This window comes from Mycobacterium sp. 134, assembly GCF_048282715.1.
In the GTDB taxonomy this organism is placed as follows: domain Bacteria; phylum Actinomycetota; class Actinomycetes; order Mycobacteriales; family Mycobacteriaceae; genus Mycobacterium; species Mycobacterium septicum.
The window spans coordinates 2,975,244-2,990,190 of the sequence record NZ_JBLVUN010000008.1 but is presented as its reverse complement, the minus strand read 5'-3'; the positions used below and the strand labels follow the sequence as shown (position 1 = coordinate 2,990,190).

The window sequence follows — 14,947 nt, the reverse complement described above, 5'->3', positions numbered from 1 at the left end:
GTGAGATTCCTTAACGGACACACCCCGCCGTACGACCTGACCTACAACGACGTCTTCGTCGTGCCCGGACGGTCGGATGTGGCATCGCGGTTCGACGTCGACCTGTCCACATCCGACGGGTCCGGCACCACCATCCCGGTGGTGGTGGCGAACATGACGGCGGTGGCGGGCCGACGCATGGCCGAGACCATCGCCCGGCGCGGCGGCATCGTGGTGCTGCCACAGGATCTGCCGAGCACCGTGGTCTCCGACACCGTGCAGTTCGTCAAGAGCCGCGACCTGGTGGTGGACACTCCGGTGACCCTGAGCCCGGACGACTCGGTGTCCGACGCCACGGCGTTGCTGCACAAACGTGCTCACGGCGCTGCGGTGGTGGTGTTCGAGGGACGCCCGATCGGACTGGTCACCGAGGCCGGGTGCGCAGGGGTGGACCGGTTCGCCCGGATCCGTGACGTCGCGGTGACGGACTTCGTCACCGCGCCGGTGGGCACCGACCCGAGGAAGGTGTTCGACCTCCTCGAACATGCGCCGATCGATCTCGCGGTGCTCACCGAGGCCGACGGCTCCCTGGCCGGCGTGCTGACCCGCACCGCCGCGGTGCGGGCCGGCATCTACACCCCGGCCGTCGACGCGGCCGGACGGCTGCGCATCGCCGCGGCGGTCGGCATCAACGGCGATGTCGGCGCGAAGGCCCGCGCACTGGCCGAGGCCGGGGTCGACCTGCTCGTCATCGACACCGCCCACGGTCATCAGGTCAAGATGCTCGATGCCATCAAGTCGGTGGCGTCACTGGATCTCGGCCTGCCGCTGGCGGCGGGCAACGTGGTCTCCGCCGAGGGCACGCGCGACCTCATCGAAGCCGGTGCGTCGATCGTGAAGGTCGGCGTGGGCCCCGGCGCGATGTGCACCACCCGGATGATGACCGGTGTCGGCCGGCCGCAGTTCTCGGCTGTCGTCGAATGTTCCGCTGCGGCAAAGGAACTCGGCGCCCACGTGTGGGCGGACGGTGGAGTTCGGCACCCGCGTGACGTGGCGTTGGCGCTGGCCGCCGGCGCGGCCAACGTGATGATCGGCTCCTGGTTCGCCGGAACCTACGAGTCCCCCGGCGATCTGCTGCACGACCGGGAGGAACGGCCGTACAAGGAGAGCTACGGCATGGCCTCCAAGCGTGCGGTGGCCGCCCGTACTGCCGGGGACAGCCAGTTCGACCGGGCCCGTAAGGCCCTGTTCGAGGAGGGCATCTCGTCCTCGCGGATGAGCCTGGACCCGGGCCGCGGCGGTGTCGAGGACCTCCTCGACCACATCACCTCGGGGGTGCGCAGCACCTGCACCTATGTCGGCGCCACCAACCTCGCCGAACTACACGAGAAGGTGGTGCTGGGAGTCCAGTCGGCCGCCGGTTTCGCCGAAGGCCATCCGCTGCCGACGGGCTGGTAATCCGGCGAGTCGCGATACTATTGGGGTTCCTGTATACCGAGCGGACAGTGGCATGTCGCCCTTTCGTCCACTCGGTCAGATCGAACGAAAGGGTTCACGTGCCGTTGGCACCCACCGAGGCCTCCGGTTCTGAACCGGCCTTCGGGGTGGAACACCAGTCACTTCTGAGCGCCGAAGCTGACGACCCCTCTTCTAGTCGGCCGGGCCCCGGCCGGCGTAGCACTGGTGAGAATCTGATGGGCAGCTCAACCGACGTGGTCTTCTCGTTGCTGTCGATCCTCGCGATCGTCCTGCTCACCTTCGGCACCGCGGTGTTCGTGGCCGCCGAGTTCTCCCTGACCGCACTGGAGCGCAGCACGGTCGAGGCCAACGCCCGTACCGGCGACCGCCGCGACCAGCTGGTCCGTCGCGCGCACCGCACCCTGTCCTTCCAGCTCTCCGGGGCCCAGGTCGGTATCTCGATCACCACCCTGGCCACCGGTTATCTCGCCGAGCCCGTCGTCGGGGAGCTGATCCGCCCCGGCCTGGACGCCATCGGCATCCCCCCGAACGTCGCTGGTGGCCTGGCCCTGTTCCTGGCCATCCTCATCGCGACGTCACTGTCGATGGTGTTCGGCGAGCTCGTGCCGAAGAACCTGGCGGTGGCCCGCCCGGTCCCGACCGCCCGCGCGTCGGCACCGTTCCAGCTGCTGTTCTCGATGCTGTTCACCCCGGTCATCCGGCTGACCAACGGCACCGCCAACTGGATCCTGCGCCGGCTGGGCATCGAGCCGGCCGAGGAACTGCGGTCGGCACGCTCGGCGCAGGAACTGGCGTCACTGGTGCGCAACTCGGCCCGCAGCGGATCGCTCGACGCGTCCACCGCATTGCTGGTGCACCGCTCGCTGCAGTTCGGCGAGCGTTCCGCCGAGGAACTGATGACCCCGCGCTCCAAGATCGAGGTCCTGGACGCGGGTGATTCGGTCGCCGACCTGATGTCGGCGGCGATCCGCACCGGCTACTCGCGCTTCCCGATCGTCGAAGGCGACCTCGACGAGACCATCGGTGTGGTCCACATCAAGCAGGTGTTCACGATCCCGCGCGAGGACCGGGAGAAGACCCGGCTGGCCGCCCTGGCACTGCCGGTGGCGACCGTGCCCTCCACCCTCGACGGCGACGCCGTCATGACCCAGATCCGCGCCAACGGCTTGCAGACCGCGCTCGTCGTGGACGAGTACGGCGGCACCGCCGGCATGGTGACGGTCGAGGACCTGATCGAGGAGATCGTCGGCGACGTGCGCGACGAACACGACGACGCCACCCCCGACGTGGTGCCGGCCGGGGCCGGTTGGCAGGTTTCCGGGCTGCTGCGCATCGACGAGGTGGCGACGAGCACCGGATTCCGTGCTCCCGAAGGCGAGTACGAAACCATAGGAGGCCTGGTCCTGCAGGAACTCGGCCATATACCGGAGACCGGCGAGTCCGTGGAGCTGGCCGCCTTCGATCCCGACGGGGACCCCGACAAACCGACGCACTGGCTGGCCACGGTGGTGCGGATGGACGGCCGCCGGATCGACCTGCTCGAGCTGACCAGCCTCGGCCACAAGGGGGACAGCCATGGGTGACATCCTCGGTGTGCTGTTGACCGTGCTGCTGCTGGCCGCCAACGCGTTCTTCGTGGCCGCGGAATTCGCCCTGATCTCCGCCCGCCGCGATCGCCTGCAGGCGCTGGCAGAACAGGGTAAACGCAGCGCTGTCACCGTGATTCGGGCCGGCGAGCACCTGTCGCTCATGCTGGCCGGATCTCAGCTGGGCATCACGATCTGCTCGATCCTGTTGGGCCGGGTCGGCGAGCCGGCCGTCGCGCACCTGCTGGAGAAGCCGTTCGCGCTGATCGGGGTGTCCGACACCGTGCTGCACACGGTCTCGTTCGTCGTCGCGCTGGCCATCGTGGTGATCCTGCACGTACTGCTCGGCGAGATGGTGCCGAAGAACATCGCCATCGCCGGCCCCGAGACCGCTGCGATGCTGCTGGTCCCGCCGTATCTGGTCTACATCCGCGCGGCCCGACCGTTCATCGCGTTCTACAACTGGTGCGCCAACGTCACCCTGCGGGCGTTCCGCGTCGAGCCCAAGGACGAGCTGGAATCGGCGGTGTCGACCGTCGAGTTGTCGGAGATGATCGCCGAGTCGGTTTCGGAAGGCCTGCTCGATACCGAGGAACACGGTCGGCTGACCCGGGCCCTGCAGACCCGCAGCCGCACGGTCGACGATGTCGCGATGCCGTTGAGCGAGATCCATGCCATCCGGGTCGCCGCGCCGGGGTCGGGGCCGACCGTCGGCGATGTGGAACGGGCCCTCACCGATACGGGCTATTCCCGCTTCCCGGTGGCGGATTCGTTCGGCGAGTTCATCGGGTACCTGCACATCAAGGATGTGCTGCCGCACATCAACGACCCTGATGCGGTGCTGGACGTGTCCATGGTGCGCCCGCTGCCGCGGATCCCGGCGTCCACACCGCTGCCCGACGCCTTGTCGCGGATGCGGCGGAGCAACAGCCACCTCGCGCTCGTGACCGGACCCGACGACGCCGTGACCGCGATGGTCGCACTGGAGGACCTGGTCGAGGACCTGGTCGGCACGGTGCGCGACGGCACGCACCGCATCTGAGCGGTAGGGCTACCCCTCGGGTTGATCGAGCATTCCGCGCAGGATCAGATCGGCCAGATCGGCGGCGGCACGTTCGATCTCCCGGGGATCGTCGACCCCGCGTACGCACACGGCGTACAGGGCGGCCCCGCCGATCGCATCCATGATGGTGTCGACGTTGATCTGCCTGCGGGCTCGCCGCGCTGAAGCGGGGTCGGCCAGAAGCGATGCGAGCTGGGTGCGCGCGGCGGCGTCCAGCCGCTCCGTCATGAGCCTGCGGATGTCGGAGTCCGCCCGCAGATCGGTCAACAGGCCCGGAATCGATTCCCGCACAGCGGGATCGCAGAACATCAGAAACGCTCCGCGACACAGCCGGGTGATCTCGGTGGCGATGTCGTCGCTCGGCGCGGCCGGGTCCAGGTCCGGGAACACCGCCTCATGGACCAGCAGCGCCTTGGACTTCCACCTGCGGTAGATGGTCGGCCGACTGACCCCGGCCGTGCTGGCGATCAGGTCGATGGACGTCGCCGCATACCCGCGCTGCACGAGCAGCCGGCGGGTCGTGCTCAGCACTGCCTGGTCGATCGACGGGTCGGGACGAGAGCCCTGCCGCCGATGGCGAGTGCCGGCCGGACGCGTCGCCACGCTGTCTCCTCACATCGCCGGGCAGGTCAGCCGAGTCTGGCACAGCAGTGGCCGCCTAGTGGAACTCACTGTTGCCATGGTGTCACATTTGTTGTTACATCGTGTAATAACAAATGCTCCATGGAGGTGTGAGTCAGTGAACGATATTGCAGCCAAACCGATTTCGGCCGAAGCCTGGGTGGCCACCGCCCTCGGGGATCCGGCGAAGGTCCTGGAACGCCAGACTGTCGAGGTACGTGCACCCGGGCCCGGCGAGGTGCGGGTCGCGGTGCGCGCCTTCTGCCTGAACTTCAACGACATCGACGTCATCCAGGGCCGGTACACCACCATGCCCCTGCAGCCGCCGTTCATCCCCGGCATGGAGGCCGTGGGTGTCGTCGAGAGCGCCGGGCTCGGCGCCGAGCACCTGGTGGGCCGGCGCATCGTGGGTATCCCCTCGATGGCGTTCGGTGGGTACGCCTCCTACGCCATCGTCGACGCGGCGACCGCGCTGGAGCTGCCGTCCTGGGTCAGCGACGCCGACGGCGCCGCCCTGCACTACCCGTTCCATCTGGGCTGGTTCGCGCTGCACGAGCGGGGCCGGCTCAAGCCCGGCGAGACCTTGCTGGTGCACGCGGCGGCCGGCGGAACCGGGTCGGGCGCGCTGATGCTCGGCAAGGCGCTCGGCGCCCGGGTGATCGCCACCGCGGGCAGTGACGAGAAGGTCGAGTTCTGTCGCCAGCTGGGCGCCGATCACGCCGTCAACTACCGCAACGGCGACTGGGTGGAGCAGGTCATGGACCTCACCTACGGCCGCGGCGTGGACGTCGCATTCGACGCGGTCGGCGGCAGCGTGACCACCGACACCTTCCGCTGCATGGGCCTGCACGGCCGGCATCTGATGGCCGGGTTCGCCGAGGACATCGCGCTGGAGGACGGTGACTATCTCTCACCGCGTCCCATCGCCTACGGCAACTTCGACGTGTGCGGCGTCTGCCTGGTCTACGTGACCGACCCGCTGGCGGTCCGCCGCACCCTCGGGTTCAACTGGCCTGCCCGTTCCGAGGGCCTCGACGCCCACGTCAAACTGCTGGAGATGCTGCGCACCGGGGCCATCCGGACCGTCATCGGCGCCGAGGTGGCATGGGCGGACCTGCCCGCGCAACTGGAGCGGATGCAAGCCCGGCAGACCACGGGCCGGCTGGTCGTCACCACCGGAGCACACGACTGAGCCCGCAACTCCACAGGTAGGCTCGAGCCGAACGGCGGCAGCGGGCCACCCGGTGGAGGAGACATGGAAGGACGCGCTGGATCTGGCGCGGCTGGATTGACCCTGCCGGGCGTCGCCGAAGCAGAAGAAGTCATGGCGGCCCCGGACTGGGCGGCACGGGCTGAGTCACACCGGCGACGCGCCGACGAATTCCTCACACCGCACCTGCGCCGCCAACACGCCGGTGAACCGCATCCGGTGTGGGATTTCCTGTTCACCTATTACAGCCTCCGCCCCCGGCAGCTACGGCGATGGCATCCGGGTTTCGGGGTGGTACTCGCGGGCGAGAACACCGGCTCCTATCTGAGCCGTACCGGGTACGGCCCGCACCCGGATGGCGTCACGGTGCGGGCCGACTACCTGAGCTCGCGCATCGAGACGGTCCGATTCGTCGCCCGGTTGATGCGCGCGACCGCCACCCGGGCACCCCGGATGAACTGCTTCGGCCTACATGAATGGGCCATGGTCTACCGGGCTCCCCAGCTACGGCACGACCAGGTTCCGCTGCGCCTCGGCAGCGCCGGAACCGATGCCGTTGTGGAGTCGATGCCGTTGCGGTGCAGTCACTTCGATGCATTCCGGTTCTTCACCGACGCCGCCGTTCCCCGCAACGACCGGCAACTGAGCCGGGAGCACCAGATCGACGCCGAACAGCCCGGCTGCATCCACGCGGCCATGGACACCTACAAATGGGCCTACAAACTGGGTCCTCTGGTGCCTTCGGAATTGGTGATGGACGCACTCGATCTGGCGGCCGACGCGCGGGCACTCGACATGTGTGCCAGCCCATACGACTTGAAGCGCTATGGTTTCGAGCCGATCGCCATCGAAACACCGGCCGGGCGTGCCGAATACGTCAGGGCCCAACAGCGCATCGCCGAACGGGCGGCTCCGTTGCGGGTCACTCTGGCAAACAGGTGTGAGCTGTTGCTCACCAGGCTGGACGGCTGAAAGGCCGACGTTACCAATGGGTAAGCTGGATAAACGGCAGGCATCGCACGGTGCCTGGAGCCGAGGGAGGAAACGCGCATGACCAATCGCGTGACTGTCGGAAACCTGCGCGTCGCGCAGGTGCTGCACGACTTCATCACGAATGAGGCACTGCCGGGCACCGGCGTCGACCCGGACAGCTTCTGGTCCGGCGTGGACAAGGTCGTCGCTGACCTCACCCCGAAGAACCAGGACCTGCTGGCCCGTCGTGACGATCTGCAGGCGCAGATCGACAAGTGGCACCGCGCTCATGTGCTGGAGCCGGTCGACCCCGACGCCTACAAGCAGTTCCTCACCGATATCGGGTACCTGCTGCCCGAGCCCGCCGACTTCACCATCACCACCTCCGGTGTCGACGACGAGATCACCTCGACCGCCGGTCCGCAGCTCGTGGTGCCGATCCTCAACGCCCGCTTCGCGCTCAACGCCGCCAACGCCCGCTGGGGCTCGCTGTACGACGCGCTCTACGGCACCGACGTCATCAGTGAAGAAGGCGGCGCCGAGAAGGGCACGGGCTACAACAAGGTTCGCGGCGACAAGGTGATCGCCTACGCGCGCAACTTCCTGGACGAGGCTGTGCCGCTGGCCGCGGGCACCTGGGCCGAGGCAACCGGTCTGAAGATCGACGATGGGCAGTTGCTCGTCGAGTACGGCGACGGGCTGTCCTCCGGCCTGTCCGCCCCCGAGCAGTTCGTCGGCTACACCGGTGAGCTGGGGCAGCCGCAGTGGTCGGTGCTGTTGGCCAACCACGGCCTGCACATCGAGATCCTGGTCGACCCCGACTCCCCCGTCGGCTCGACCGACCCCGCCGGCATCAAGGACGTCGTGCTGGAGTCCGCGATCACCACGATCATGGACTTCGAAGACTCCGTGGCCGCCGTCGACGCCGACGACAAGGTGCTCGGCTACCGCAACTGGCTGGGCCTGAACCGGGGCGACTTGGCGGAAGACGTCGCCAAGGGCGGCAAGACCTTCACCCGCGTCCTCAACCCCGACCGCACCTTCACCACTCCGGACGGCGAGGGTGAGCTGACCCTGCCCGGACGCAGCCTGCTGTTTGTGCGCAACGTCGGTCACCTGATGACCAACGACGCGATCGTGGATGCGGACGGCAACGAGATCCCCGAGGGCATCCAGGACGCGCTGTTCACCGGCCTGATCGCCATGCACGGCTTGAAGGACTCCGCCGACAACGACGGAGCCAACGGCCCGCTGAAGAACAGCCGCACCGGGTCGGTCTACATCGTCAAGCCCAAGATGCACGGCCCCGACGAGGTCGCCTTCACCTGTGAGCTCTTCGGCCGCGTCGAGGATGTGCTCGGCCTGCCCGGCGGCACCCTCAAGGTCGGCATCATGGACGAGGAACGTCGCACCACGGTCAACCTGAAGGCCAGCATCAAGGCCGCCGCCGACCGCGTGGTGTTCATCAACACCGGCTTCCTGGACCGCACCGGCGACGAGATCCACACCTCGATGGAGGCCGGCCCGATGATCCGCAAGGGCGCCATGAAGGCCCAGCCGTGGATCAAGGCCTACGAGGACAACAACGTCGACGTGGGCCTGGCGACCGGTCTGGCCGGCAAGGCCCAGATCGGCAAGGGCATGTGGGCCATGACCGATCTGATGGCCGACATGGTCGAGCAGAAGATCGGCCAGCCGAAGGCCGGTGCCACCACCGCGTGGGTTCCCTCGCCGACCGCCGCCACCCTGCACGCGATGCACTACCACCAGGTGGACGTCGAGGCCGTGCAGAAGGAACTGGCCGGCAAGAAGCGCGCCACGCTCGAAGACCTGCTGACGATCCCGCTGGCGGATTCCTCGTTGACCTGGTCGCCCGAGGAGATCCACGAAGAGGTGGACAACAACTGCCAGTCGATCCTGGGCTACGTGGTCCGCTGGATCGACGCCGGTGTCGGCTGTTCGAAGGTTCCCGACATCCACGACATCGCGCTCATGGAAGACCGCGCCACCCTGCGGATCTCCAGCCAGCTGCTGGCCAACTGGCTGCGTCACGGCGTCATCACCGAGGAGGACGTCAAGGCCAGCCTGCGCCGGATGGCCGCGGTCGTCGACGAGCAGAACGCCGGCGATCCCGATTATCTGGCGATGGCGCCCAACCCGGATGCCAGCATCGCGTTCGGCGCGGCACAGGAGCTGATCCTGGCCGGAGCTCAGCAGCCCAACGGCTACACCGAGCCGATCCTGCACCGCCGCCGCCGCGAGTTCAAAGCGAGCACCGCCGGGAAGTGATTAGACTTCGGCGGGTCCGGATGACTAGTCGGCGCGAGACGTACAGGGGTTAGGAATGGGCAGGCACAGCATTCCCGACCCTGAGGATGCCCCCGACGAGCCCGACCACGGGCCCGTCGGCGACGCCGGTTACTCCGGTGGGTACGAGCGTCCCCGCGGCGACCAGTCACGGCGCGCCGGAGACGAATTCGACACGCCCGGGCATCAGGCCGATCGCGGGTACCGGGATGCGCCCGGGTACCGCGAAGGGCCCGACTACCGGGACGACCGCGGGTACCGGGCCGAGCCCGATTACCGCACGGCCCAGTACGCCGACGGTGACGACGACTACGAATCCGACTATCGCGATTCGGAGTACGCCGATTACGAAGAAGCGGACTACGACGAAGCCGATTACGCCGAAGACGACGAGGGCTACGAAGACGAGTACGTCGACGGCTACCGCGGCAAGTACGCCGGCGCCGACGACGGCTACGCCGCGGAGTACTCCGACGAGTATTCCGACGGCGACGACTACGCCGATGATCAACCGACCGCGCAGTTCGGCGCGGTTTCCGAACCGCCACCCCCGTCCACCCCGACGAGTCGCCAGCGCGGCGACTGGGACGGCGAGTGGACCGGCAGCCATCGCGCCGTTCAGTCCGGGCGTCGCGGTGTCAGCATCGGCGTGATCGTCGCGCTGTGCACCGTGGTGGCCGTGGTCGGCGCGATGATCCTGTGGAAGTTCTTCGGTGACGTCCTCGCCGGCCGCAGCGACGCCGCGGCCGCCCGCTGCGTCGACGGCGAGCTCGGGGTCGCCGTGATCGCAGACCCGACCATCTCGTCCCGCATCGAGGGACTGGCCAACACCTACAACGAGTCGGTCAGCCCCGTGGGCGACCGCTGCGTCAAGGTGCGCGTGCAGTCCGCCGATTCCGACCGGGTGGTCGGTGGCTTCGCCAACGCGTGGCCGAGCGAGCTCGGCGACCGTCCGGCGCTGTGGATTCCGGCGAGCAGCATCGCCGAGGCGCGGCTGGAGGCGACCGCAGGCGCCAAGACGGTCAGCGACAGCCGCTCCCTGGTCACCTCACCGGTTCTGCTCGCGGTCCGTCCGCAGCTCAAGGACGCACTGGCACAACAGACCTGGGCCACCCTGCCGCAACTGCAGAGCAGCCCGGCCGCGATGAACGCGCTCAAGCTACCCGGTTGGGGCACACTCAAACTCGCACTGCCGACCCACAGCAACGGCGATGCCGCAGCCCTGGCGGTCGAGGCCGTCGCCGCGGCATCCGCCCCCGCGGGCGCACCGGCGACCTCGGGCATGAGCGGTGTCAACAGCCTGCTCCGCGGGCAGCCCAAACTCGACGACTCCGAGCTGGGAACCGCCATGGACGCGCTGCTCAACGCCTCCGATCCGGCGACCGCGCCGGTTCACGCGGTGGCCACCACCGAACAGCAGATCTTCCAGCGGGGCACCTCGCTCGACAATGCCAAGTCCTCGTTGGCCGGTTGGCTGCCGCCCGGTCCGACCGCCACCGCCGACTACCCGACGGTGCTACTGGCCGGAGACTGGCTGGAGAAGGAACAGGTCACCGCGGCCAACGAGTTCGCCCGCTATCTGCGCAAGCCGGAGCAGCTGGCCGAGCTCGCCAAGGCCGGGTTCCGCGCCGAGGGAACGACTCCGCCGTCCAGCGACGTCACCGGGTTCTCCCAGCTCGCGGCGCCGCTGTCGATCGGTGACAACACCATGCGGGTGACGCTGGCGAACTCGACGGCCGCGCCGTCGGGGAATCCGGCGGTCACCATCATGCTCGACCAGTCGATGCCCACCGAGGAGGGCGGCAAGTCCCGGTTGGCCAACGTCGTGGCCGCGCTCGACAGCCGGCTCAAGGCACTGCCGGACACCGCCTCGGTCGGGTTGTGGACCTTCGACGGCACCGAGGGCCGCTCCGAGATCTCGACCGGACCGTTGGCCGAACCGGTGAACGGACAACGCCGCTCCGATGCGCTGACCTCGACGCTGGACGAACAGTCCGCGTCCGGTGGCGGCGCGGTGTCGTTCACCACCCTTCGGATGCTCTACACCGAGGCACTGTCGAAATACCGTGAGGGCCAGACCAACTCGATTCTGGTGATCACCACCGGGCCACACACCGATCAGAGCCTGGACGGGGCAGGGTTGCAGGAGTACATCCGCGGCGCATTCGACTCTGCCCGCCCGATCGCGGTCAACGTGATCGATTTCGGCAGCAGCTCCGACCGGGCCACCTGGGAGGCTGTCGCACAGGCCAGTAGCGGCACCTACCAACACATCTCCAGCTCGGCCTCGCCCGAGTTGACCACCGCCGTCAACACCTTGCTGGGCTGATCCGCGAGCAGGCGATGTCACACGTCACGGTTAACGTGGCGCTGTGACCGCGTACTGGATAAACACGATCAGCCGGGCGCACGTACTGCGGGGCGTCGCCGGCGGCTTCACGCAGGCCAACCACGGAAAGGCCGACGGGGTACGTCGGCTCAGTCGTGGTGACGAGATCATCTTCTACTCACCCAAGTCGGACTACCCCGACGGAGCCGTGCTGCAGACGTTCACGGCCCTCGGAACAGTCACCGACGACGAGCCCTACCAAGTCGAGATGAGTCCCGACTTCCATCCGTACCGGCGCCATGTGGCTTTCGCCGACTGCGTCGAGACACCCATCCGGCCGCTCATCGACGAACTCGATTTCATCGAGGACAAGCGCCGCTGGGGCTACCGGTTCCGGTTCGGCCTGTTCCGCATCGACCAACACGACTTCGAGCTCATCCGTTCGGCGATGACACCGTCACCCTGACAGGGGCCGGGCGCAACCGGCAGCCGCAGGGGCCGTCAGGCGAACGCCTCGACCGGCGGGCATGAACACACCAGGTTCCGGTCACCGTAGGCGCCGTCGATGCGCCGCACCGGCGGCCAGACCTTGGGACGGAATCCCTTGCCCAGCGGGTAGGCAGCCTGCTCGCGGGTGTAGGGGTGGTCCCAGTCGGCCACCAGCAGGCACTCGGCGGTGTGCGGGGCGCCGCGCAAGGGGTTGTCGTCCACCGACCACTCCCCCGAGCCGACCCGGTCGATCTCGGCGCGGATGGCGATCATCGCGTCGCAGAACGCGTCGACCTCGGCCAGGCTCTCGCTCTCGGTCGGCTCGACCATCAACGTGCCGGCCACCGGGAAGCTCATGGTCGGTGCGTGGAAACCGTAGTCCGCCAGTCGCTTTGCCACATCGTCGACGGTCACGCCGGTGGCCTTGGTGATCCCGCGCAGATCCAGGATGCACTCGTGGGCGACCATGCCGTTCTCGCCGGTGTAGAGGACCGGGTAGTACTCGTCGAGCCTGCGGGCCACGTAGTTGGCCGACGCGATCGCGGTCAGGGTCGCCGCGCGCAGACCTTCGGCGCCCATCATCCGGATGTAGGCCCAGGTGATCGGCAGGATCGACGCCGACCCGTACGGTGCCGACGACACGGTGAGCTCATCGGGCAGTTCGTCGGCCAGCGGATGGCCCGGCAGGAACGGAGCCAGATGCGACCGCACCGCGACCGGCCCGACACCGGGCCCGCCGCCGCCGTGCGGGATGCAGAACGTCTTGTGCAGGTTCAGGTGGCTGACGTCACCCCCGAAGCGACCCGGCCGCGCCAGACCGACCAGCGCGTTGAGGTTCGCGCCGTCCACATAGACCTGTCCGCCCACGTCGTGCACCGCAGCGCAGATGTCGGCGACGTCGTGCTCGTACACCCCGTGCGTCGACGGGTAGGTGATCATCAGCGCCGCAACACGATCCGCGTGTTCGGCGATCTTCGCACGCAGGTCGTCGAGGTCGACATCGCCGTTCTCACGGCACGCCACCACCACGACGCGCATGCCGGCCAGTGCCGCCGAGGCCGCGTTGGTGCCGTGTGCGCTCGACGGGATCAGGCAGAGGTCGCGGTCGGTGTCTCCCCGTGAGACGTGGTAGGCCTTGATCGCCAGCAGTCCGGCGTACTCGCCCTGCGAACCGGCATTGGGCTGCAACGAGATCTGGTCGTAGCCGGTGATCCCGGTGAGCCAGTCCTGCAGATCGGCGATCAGTTTGCGCAGTCCCGGATTGTCCGATGCCGGCGCGAACGGGTGCTGACGGCCGAACTCGGGCCAGGTGATCGGCTCCATCTCAGCGGCCGCGTTGAGCTTCATCGTGCAGGAGCCCAGCGGAATCATGCTGCGGTCCAACGCGATGTCCTTGTCCGCCAACGCCCGGAGGTAACGCATCATCTCGGTCTCGGTGCGGTACTTGTTGAACGCCGGGTGCGTGAGGAATTCCGAGGTCCGCGTCACGACGCCCGCCGACACCGGTTCGGCGGCCGAGACGCCGAACGCCTCCAGTACCGCGGCCACATGCGCATCGGTGGTCGCCTCGTCGCAGGACACCGACACGTGATCGGCATCCACGCGCCACAGGTTGATCCCCTTGGCCTTGGCGGCCGCGACCACCGCGTCGGCGCGTCCGGGAACCCGGGCCAGCACGGTGTCGAAGTACTTGTCGTGCACCAGCGCATCGCCCAGCGCGCCGGCGATCGCCGAGGCGTGGCCGTGCACGCGGCGGGCGATCGCAGTCAGTCCTTGAGCGCCGTGATAGCTGGCGTACATCGCGGCCATCACCGCCAGCAGCACCTGTGCGGTACAGATGTTGCTGGTCGCCTTGTCCCGGCGGATGTGCTGCTCGCGGGTCTGCAGCGCCAGGCGGTAGGCCGGCGCGCCGTCGGCGTCGACGGAGACGCCGACGAGCCGGCCCGGCAACTGCCGGGCATGCTTGGCGTGCACGGCCAGATAGCCGGCGTGGGGTCCACCGAATCCCATTGGCACGCCGAACCGTTGGCTCGTTCCGAAGGCCACGTCGGCGCCGATCTCGCCGGGCGGGGTGATCACGGTCAGCGCCAGCAGGTCGGCACCGACGGCGACAAGCGCGCCGTGCTCGTGGGCTGCGCTGATCAGCGCGGACCAATCGCCTACCCGCCCGCTCGCTCCGGGCAGTTGCACGATGACACCGAAGAACTCGCCGTCCGGAAGTCCCTGGCGCAGATCGGCCGTGACGATCTCGATGCCGAGCGGCTCCGCCCGGGTGGCCAGCACGGCCGCGGTCTGCGCGTACACGTCGGTGTCGACCAGGAGTCGATTCGCCTTGGACTTGGTCGCGCGGTGCATCAGCGTCATGGCCTCGGCCGCGGCGGTGCCCTCGTCGAGCATCGAGGCGTTGGCCACCTCGAGGCCGGTCAGATCCGAGACCATGGTCTGGAAGTTCAGCAGGACCTCGAGACGGCCCTGGCTGATCTCGGGCTGGTACGGCGTGTACGCGGTGTACCAGGCGGGGTTCTCAAGAATGTTGCGCCGCAGCACGGCGGGCGTGAAGGTGTCGAAGTAGCCCTGACCGATCATCGAGACCGCGGTGGTGTTGGAGTCGGCCAACGCGCGCAGCTCGGCCAGTGACTCCTCCTCGGTGGCCGGCGCGGGCAGACCCTCCAGGCCCGGGGCGACACCACCGGACGACAGCGCGTCGAGGATGCCTGCCGGAAGCGCCTTGGCAGCGAGCTCGTCGAGGGATGCCACGCCGATCACGTCGAGCATGGTGCTGACGGCGGAGGCGTCCGGGCCGATGTGACGATCGGAGAAACGCGATTGATGCTGGTCGGACACGACACTCTCCTGAGGCGCAGACGTGCTCAGACGTCGTAGCAGTCCCTCTCCCTCTGTCGTCGACCCGG

General features: G+C 68.2%; 10 protein-coding genes. 8 read left to right on the top strand and 2 right to left on the bottom strand.

Annotated features, from left to right (window positions below; genetic code table 11):
• From ACNQVK_RS19060 to ACNQVK_RS19050, 3 genes are all read left to right on the top strand, one after another.
• On the top strand, positions 1 to 1,437 hold the full coding sequence (locus ACNQVK_RS19060; RefSeq protein WP_418030735.1) for a GuaB1 family IMP dehydrogenase-related protein: 1,437 nt from the start codon (positions 1 to 3) through the stop codon (positions 1,435 to 1,437).
• Positions 1,438 to 1,673: 236 nt separating this feature from the next.
• A complete protein-coding gene (locus ACNQVK_RS19055; protein ID WP_418030734.1) occupies positions 1,674 to 3,041 on the top strand; it encodes a hemolysin family protein in 1,368 nt (455 codons plus the stop codon).
• Complete coding sequence (locus ACNQVK_RS19050; protein WP_418030733.1) at positions 3,034 to 4,086, top strand: hemolysin family protein; 1,053 nt, start codon at positions 3,034 to 3,036, stop codon at positions 4,084 to 4,086. Before ACNQVK_RS19055 ends, ACNQVK_RS19050 begins: the two co-directional genes overlap by 8 nt.
• A gap of 9 nt (positions 4,087 to 4,095) precedes the next feature.
• Here the strand turns inward: ACNQVK_RS19050 and ACNQVK_RS19045 are convergent, their stop codons facing one another.
• Entirely contained in the window at positions 4,096 to 4,710 is a 615-nt protein-coding gene (locus tag ACNQVK_RS19045) for a helix-turn-helix domain-containing protein (protein WP_418030732.1), read from the bottom strand.
• A 136-nt stretch (positions 4,711 to 4,846) separates the two neighbouring features.
• Here ACNQVK_RS19045 and ACNQVK_RS19040 point away from each other — a divergent pair, with 136 nt between their 5' ends.
• The 5 genes from ACNQVK_RS19040 to ACNQVK_RS19020 all read left to right on the top strand — a co-directional run bounded on the left by ACNQVK_RS19040 (position 4,847) and on the right by ACNQVK_RS19020 (position 12,012).
• Positions 4,847 to 5,920 carry a zinc-binding dehydrogenase gene (locus ACNQVK_RS19040; protein ID WP_418030731.1) on the top strand — a complete coding sequence of 358 codons (1,074 nt, stop codon included), beginning with the start codon at positions 4,847 to 4,849 and terminating at the stop codon, positions 5,918 to 5,920.
• Positions 5,921 to 6,052: 132 nt separating this feature from the next.
• The gene (locus ACNQVK_RS19035; RefSeq protein ID WP_418034218.1) at positions 6,053 to 6,910 is read left to right on the top strand and encodes a 3-methyladenine DNA glycosylase; all 858 of its coding nucleotides are present in this window, start codon (positions 6,053 to 6,055) and stop codon (positions 6,908 to 6,910) included.
• Between the two features lie 78 nt (positions 6,911 to 6,988).
• Positions 6,989 to 9,199, top strand: coding sequence for a malate synthase G (locus tag ACNQVK_RS19030; protein ID WP_418030730.1), 2,211 nt, complete (start codon positions 6,989 to 6,991; stop codon positions 9,197 to 9,199).
• Positions 9,200 to 9,254: 55 nt separating this feature from the next.
• Complete coding sequence (locus ACNQVK_RS19025; RefSeq protein ID WP_418030729.1) at positions 9,255 to 11,546, top strand: substrate-binding domain-containing protein; 2,292 nt, start codon at positions 9,255 to 9,257, stop codon at positions 11,544 to 11,546.
• Positions 11,547 to 11,589: 43 nt separating this feature from the next.
• Positions 11,590 to 12,012: an EVE domain-containing protein gene (locus ACNQVK_RS19020; RefSeq protein WP_418030728.1), complete on the top strand. Its 423-nt coding sequence runs from the start codon at positions 11,590 to 11,592 to the stop codon at positions 12,010 to 12,012.
• 35 nt (positions 12,013 to 12,047) lie between these two features.
• Here ACNQVK_RS19020 and gcvP read toward each other — a convergent pair whose 3' ends face one another.
• Entirely contained in the window at positions 12,048 to 14,879 is a 2,832-nt protein-coding gene (gene gcvP / locus ACNQVK_RS19015) for an aminomethyl-transferring glycine dehydrogenase (RefSeq protein WP_418030727.1), read from the bottom strand.
• Positions 14,880 to 14,947: the final 68 nt, after the last annotated feature.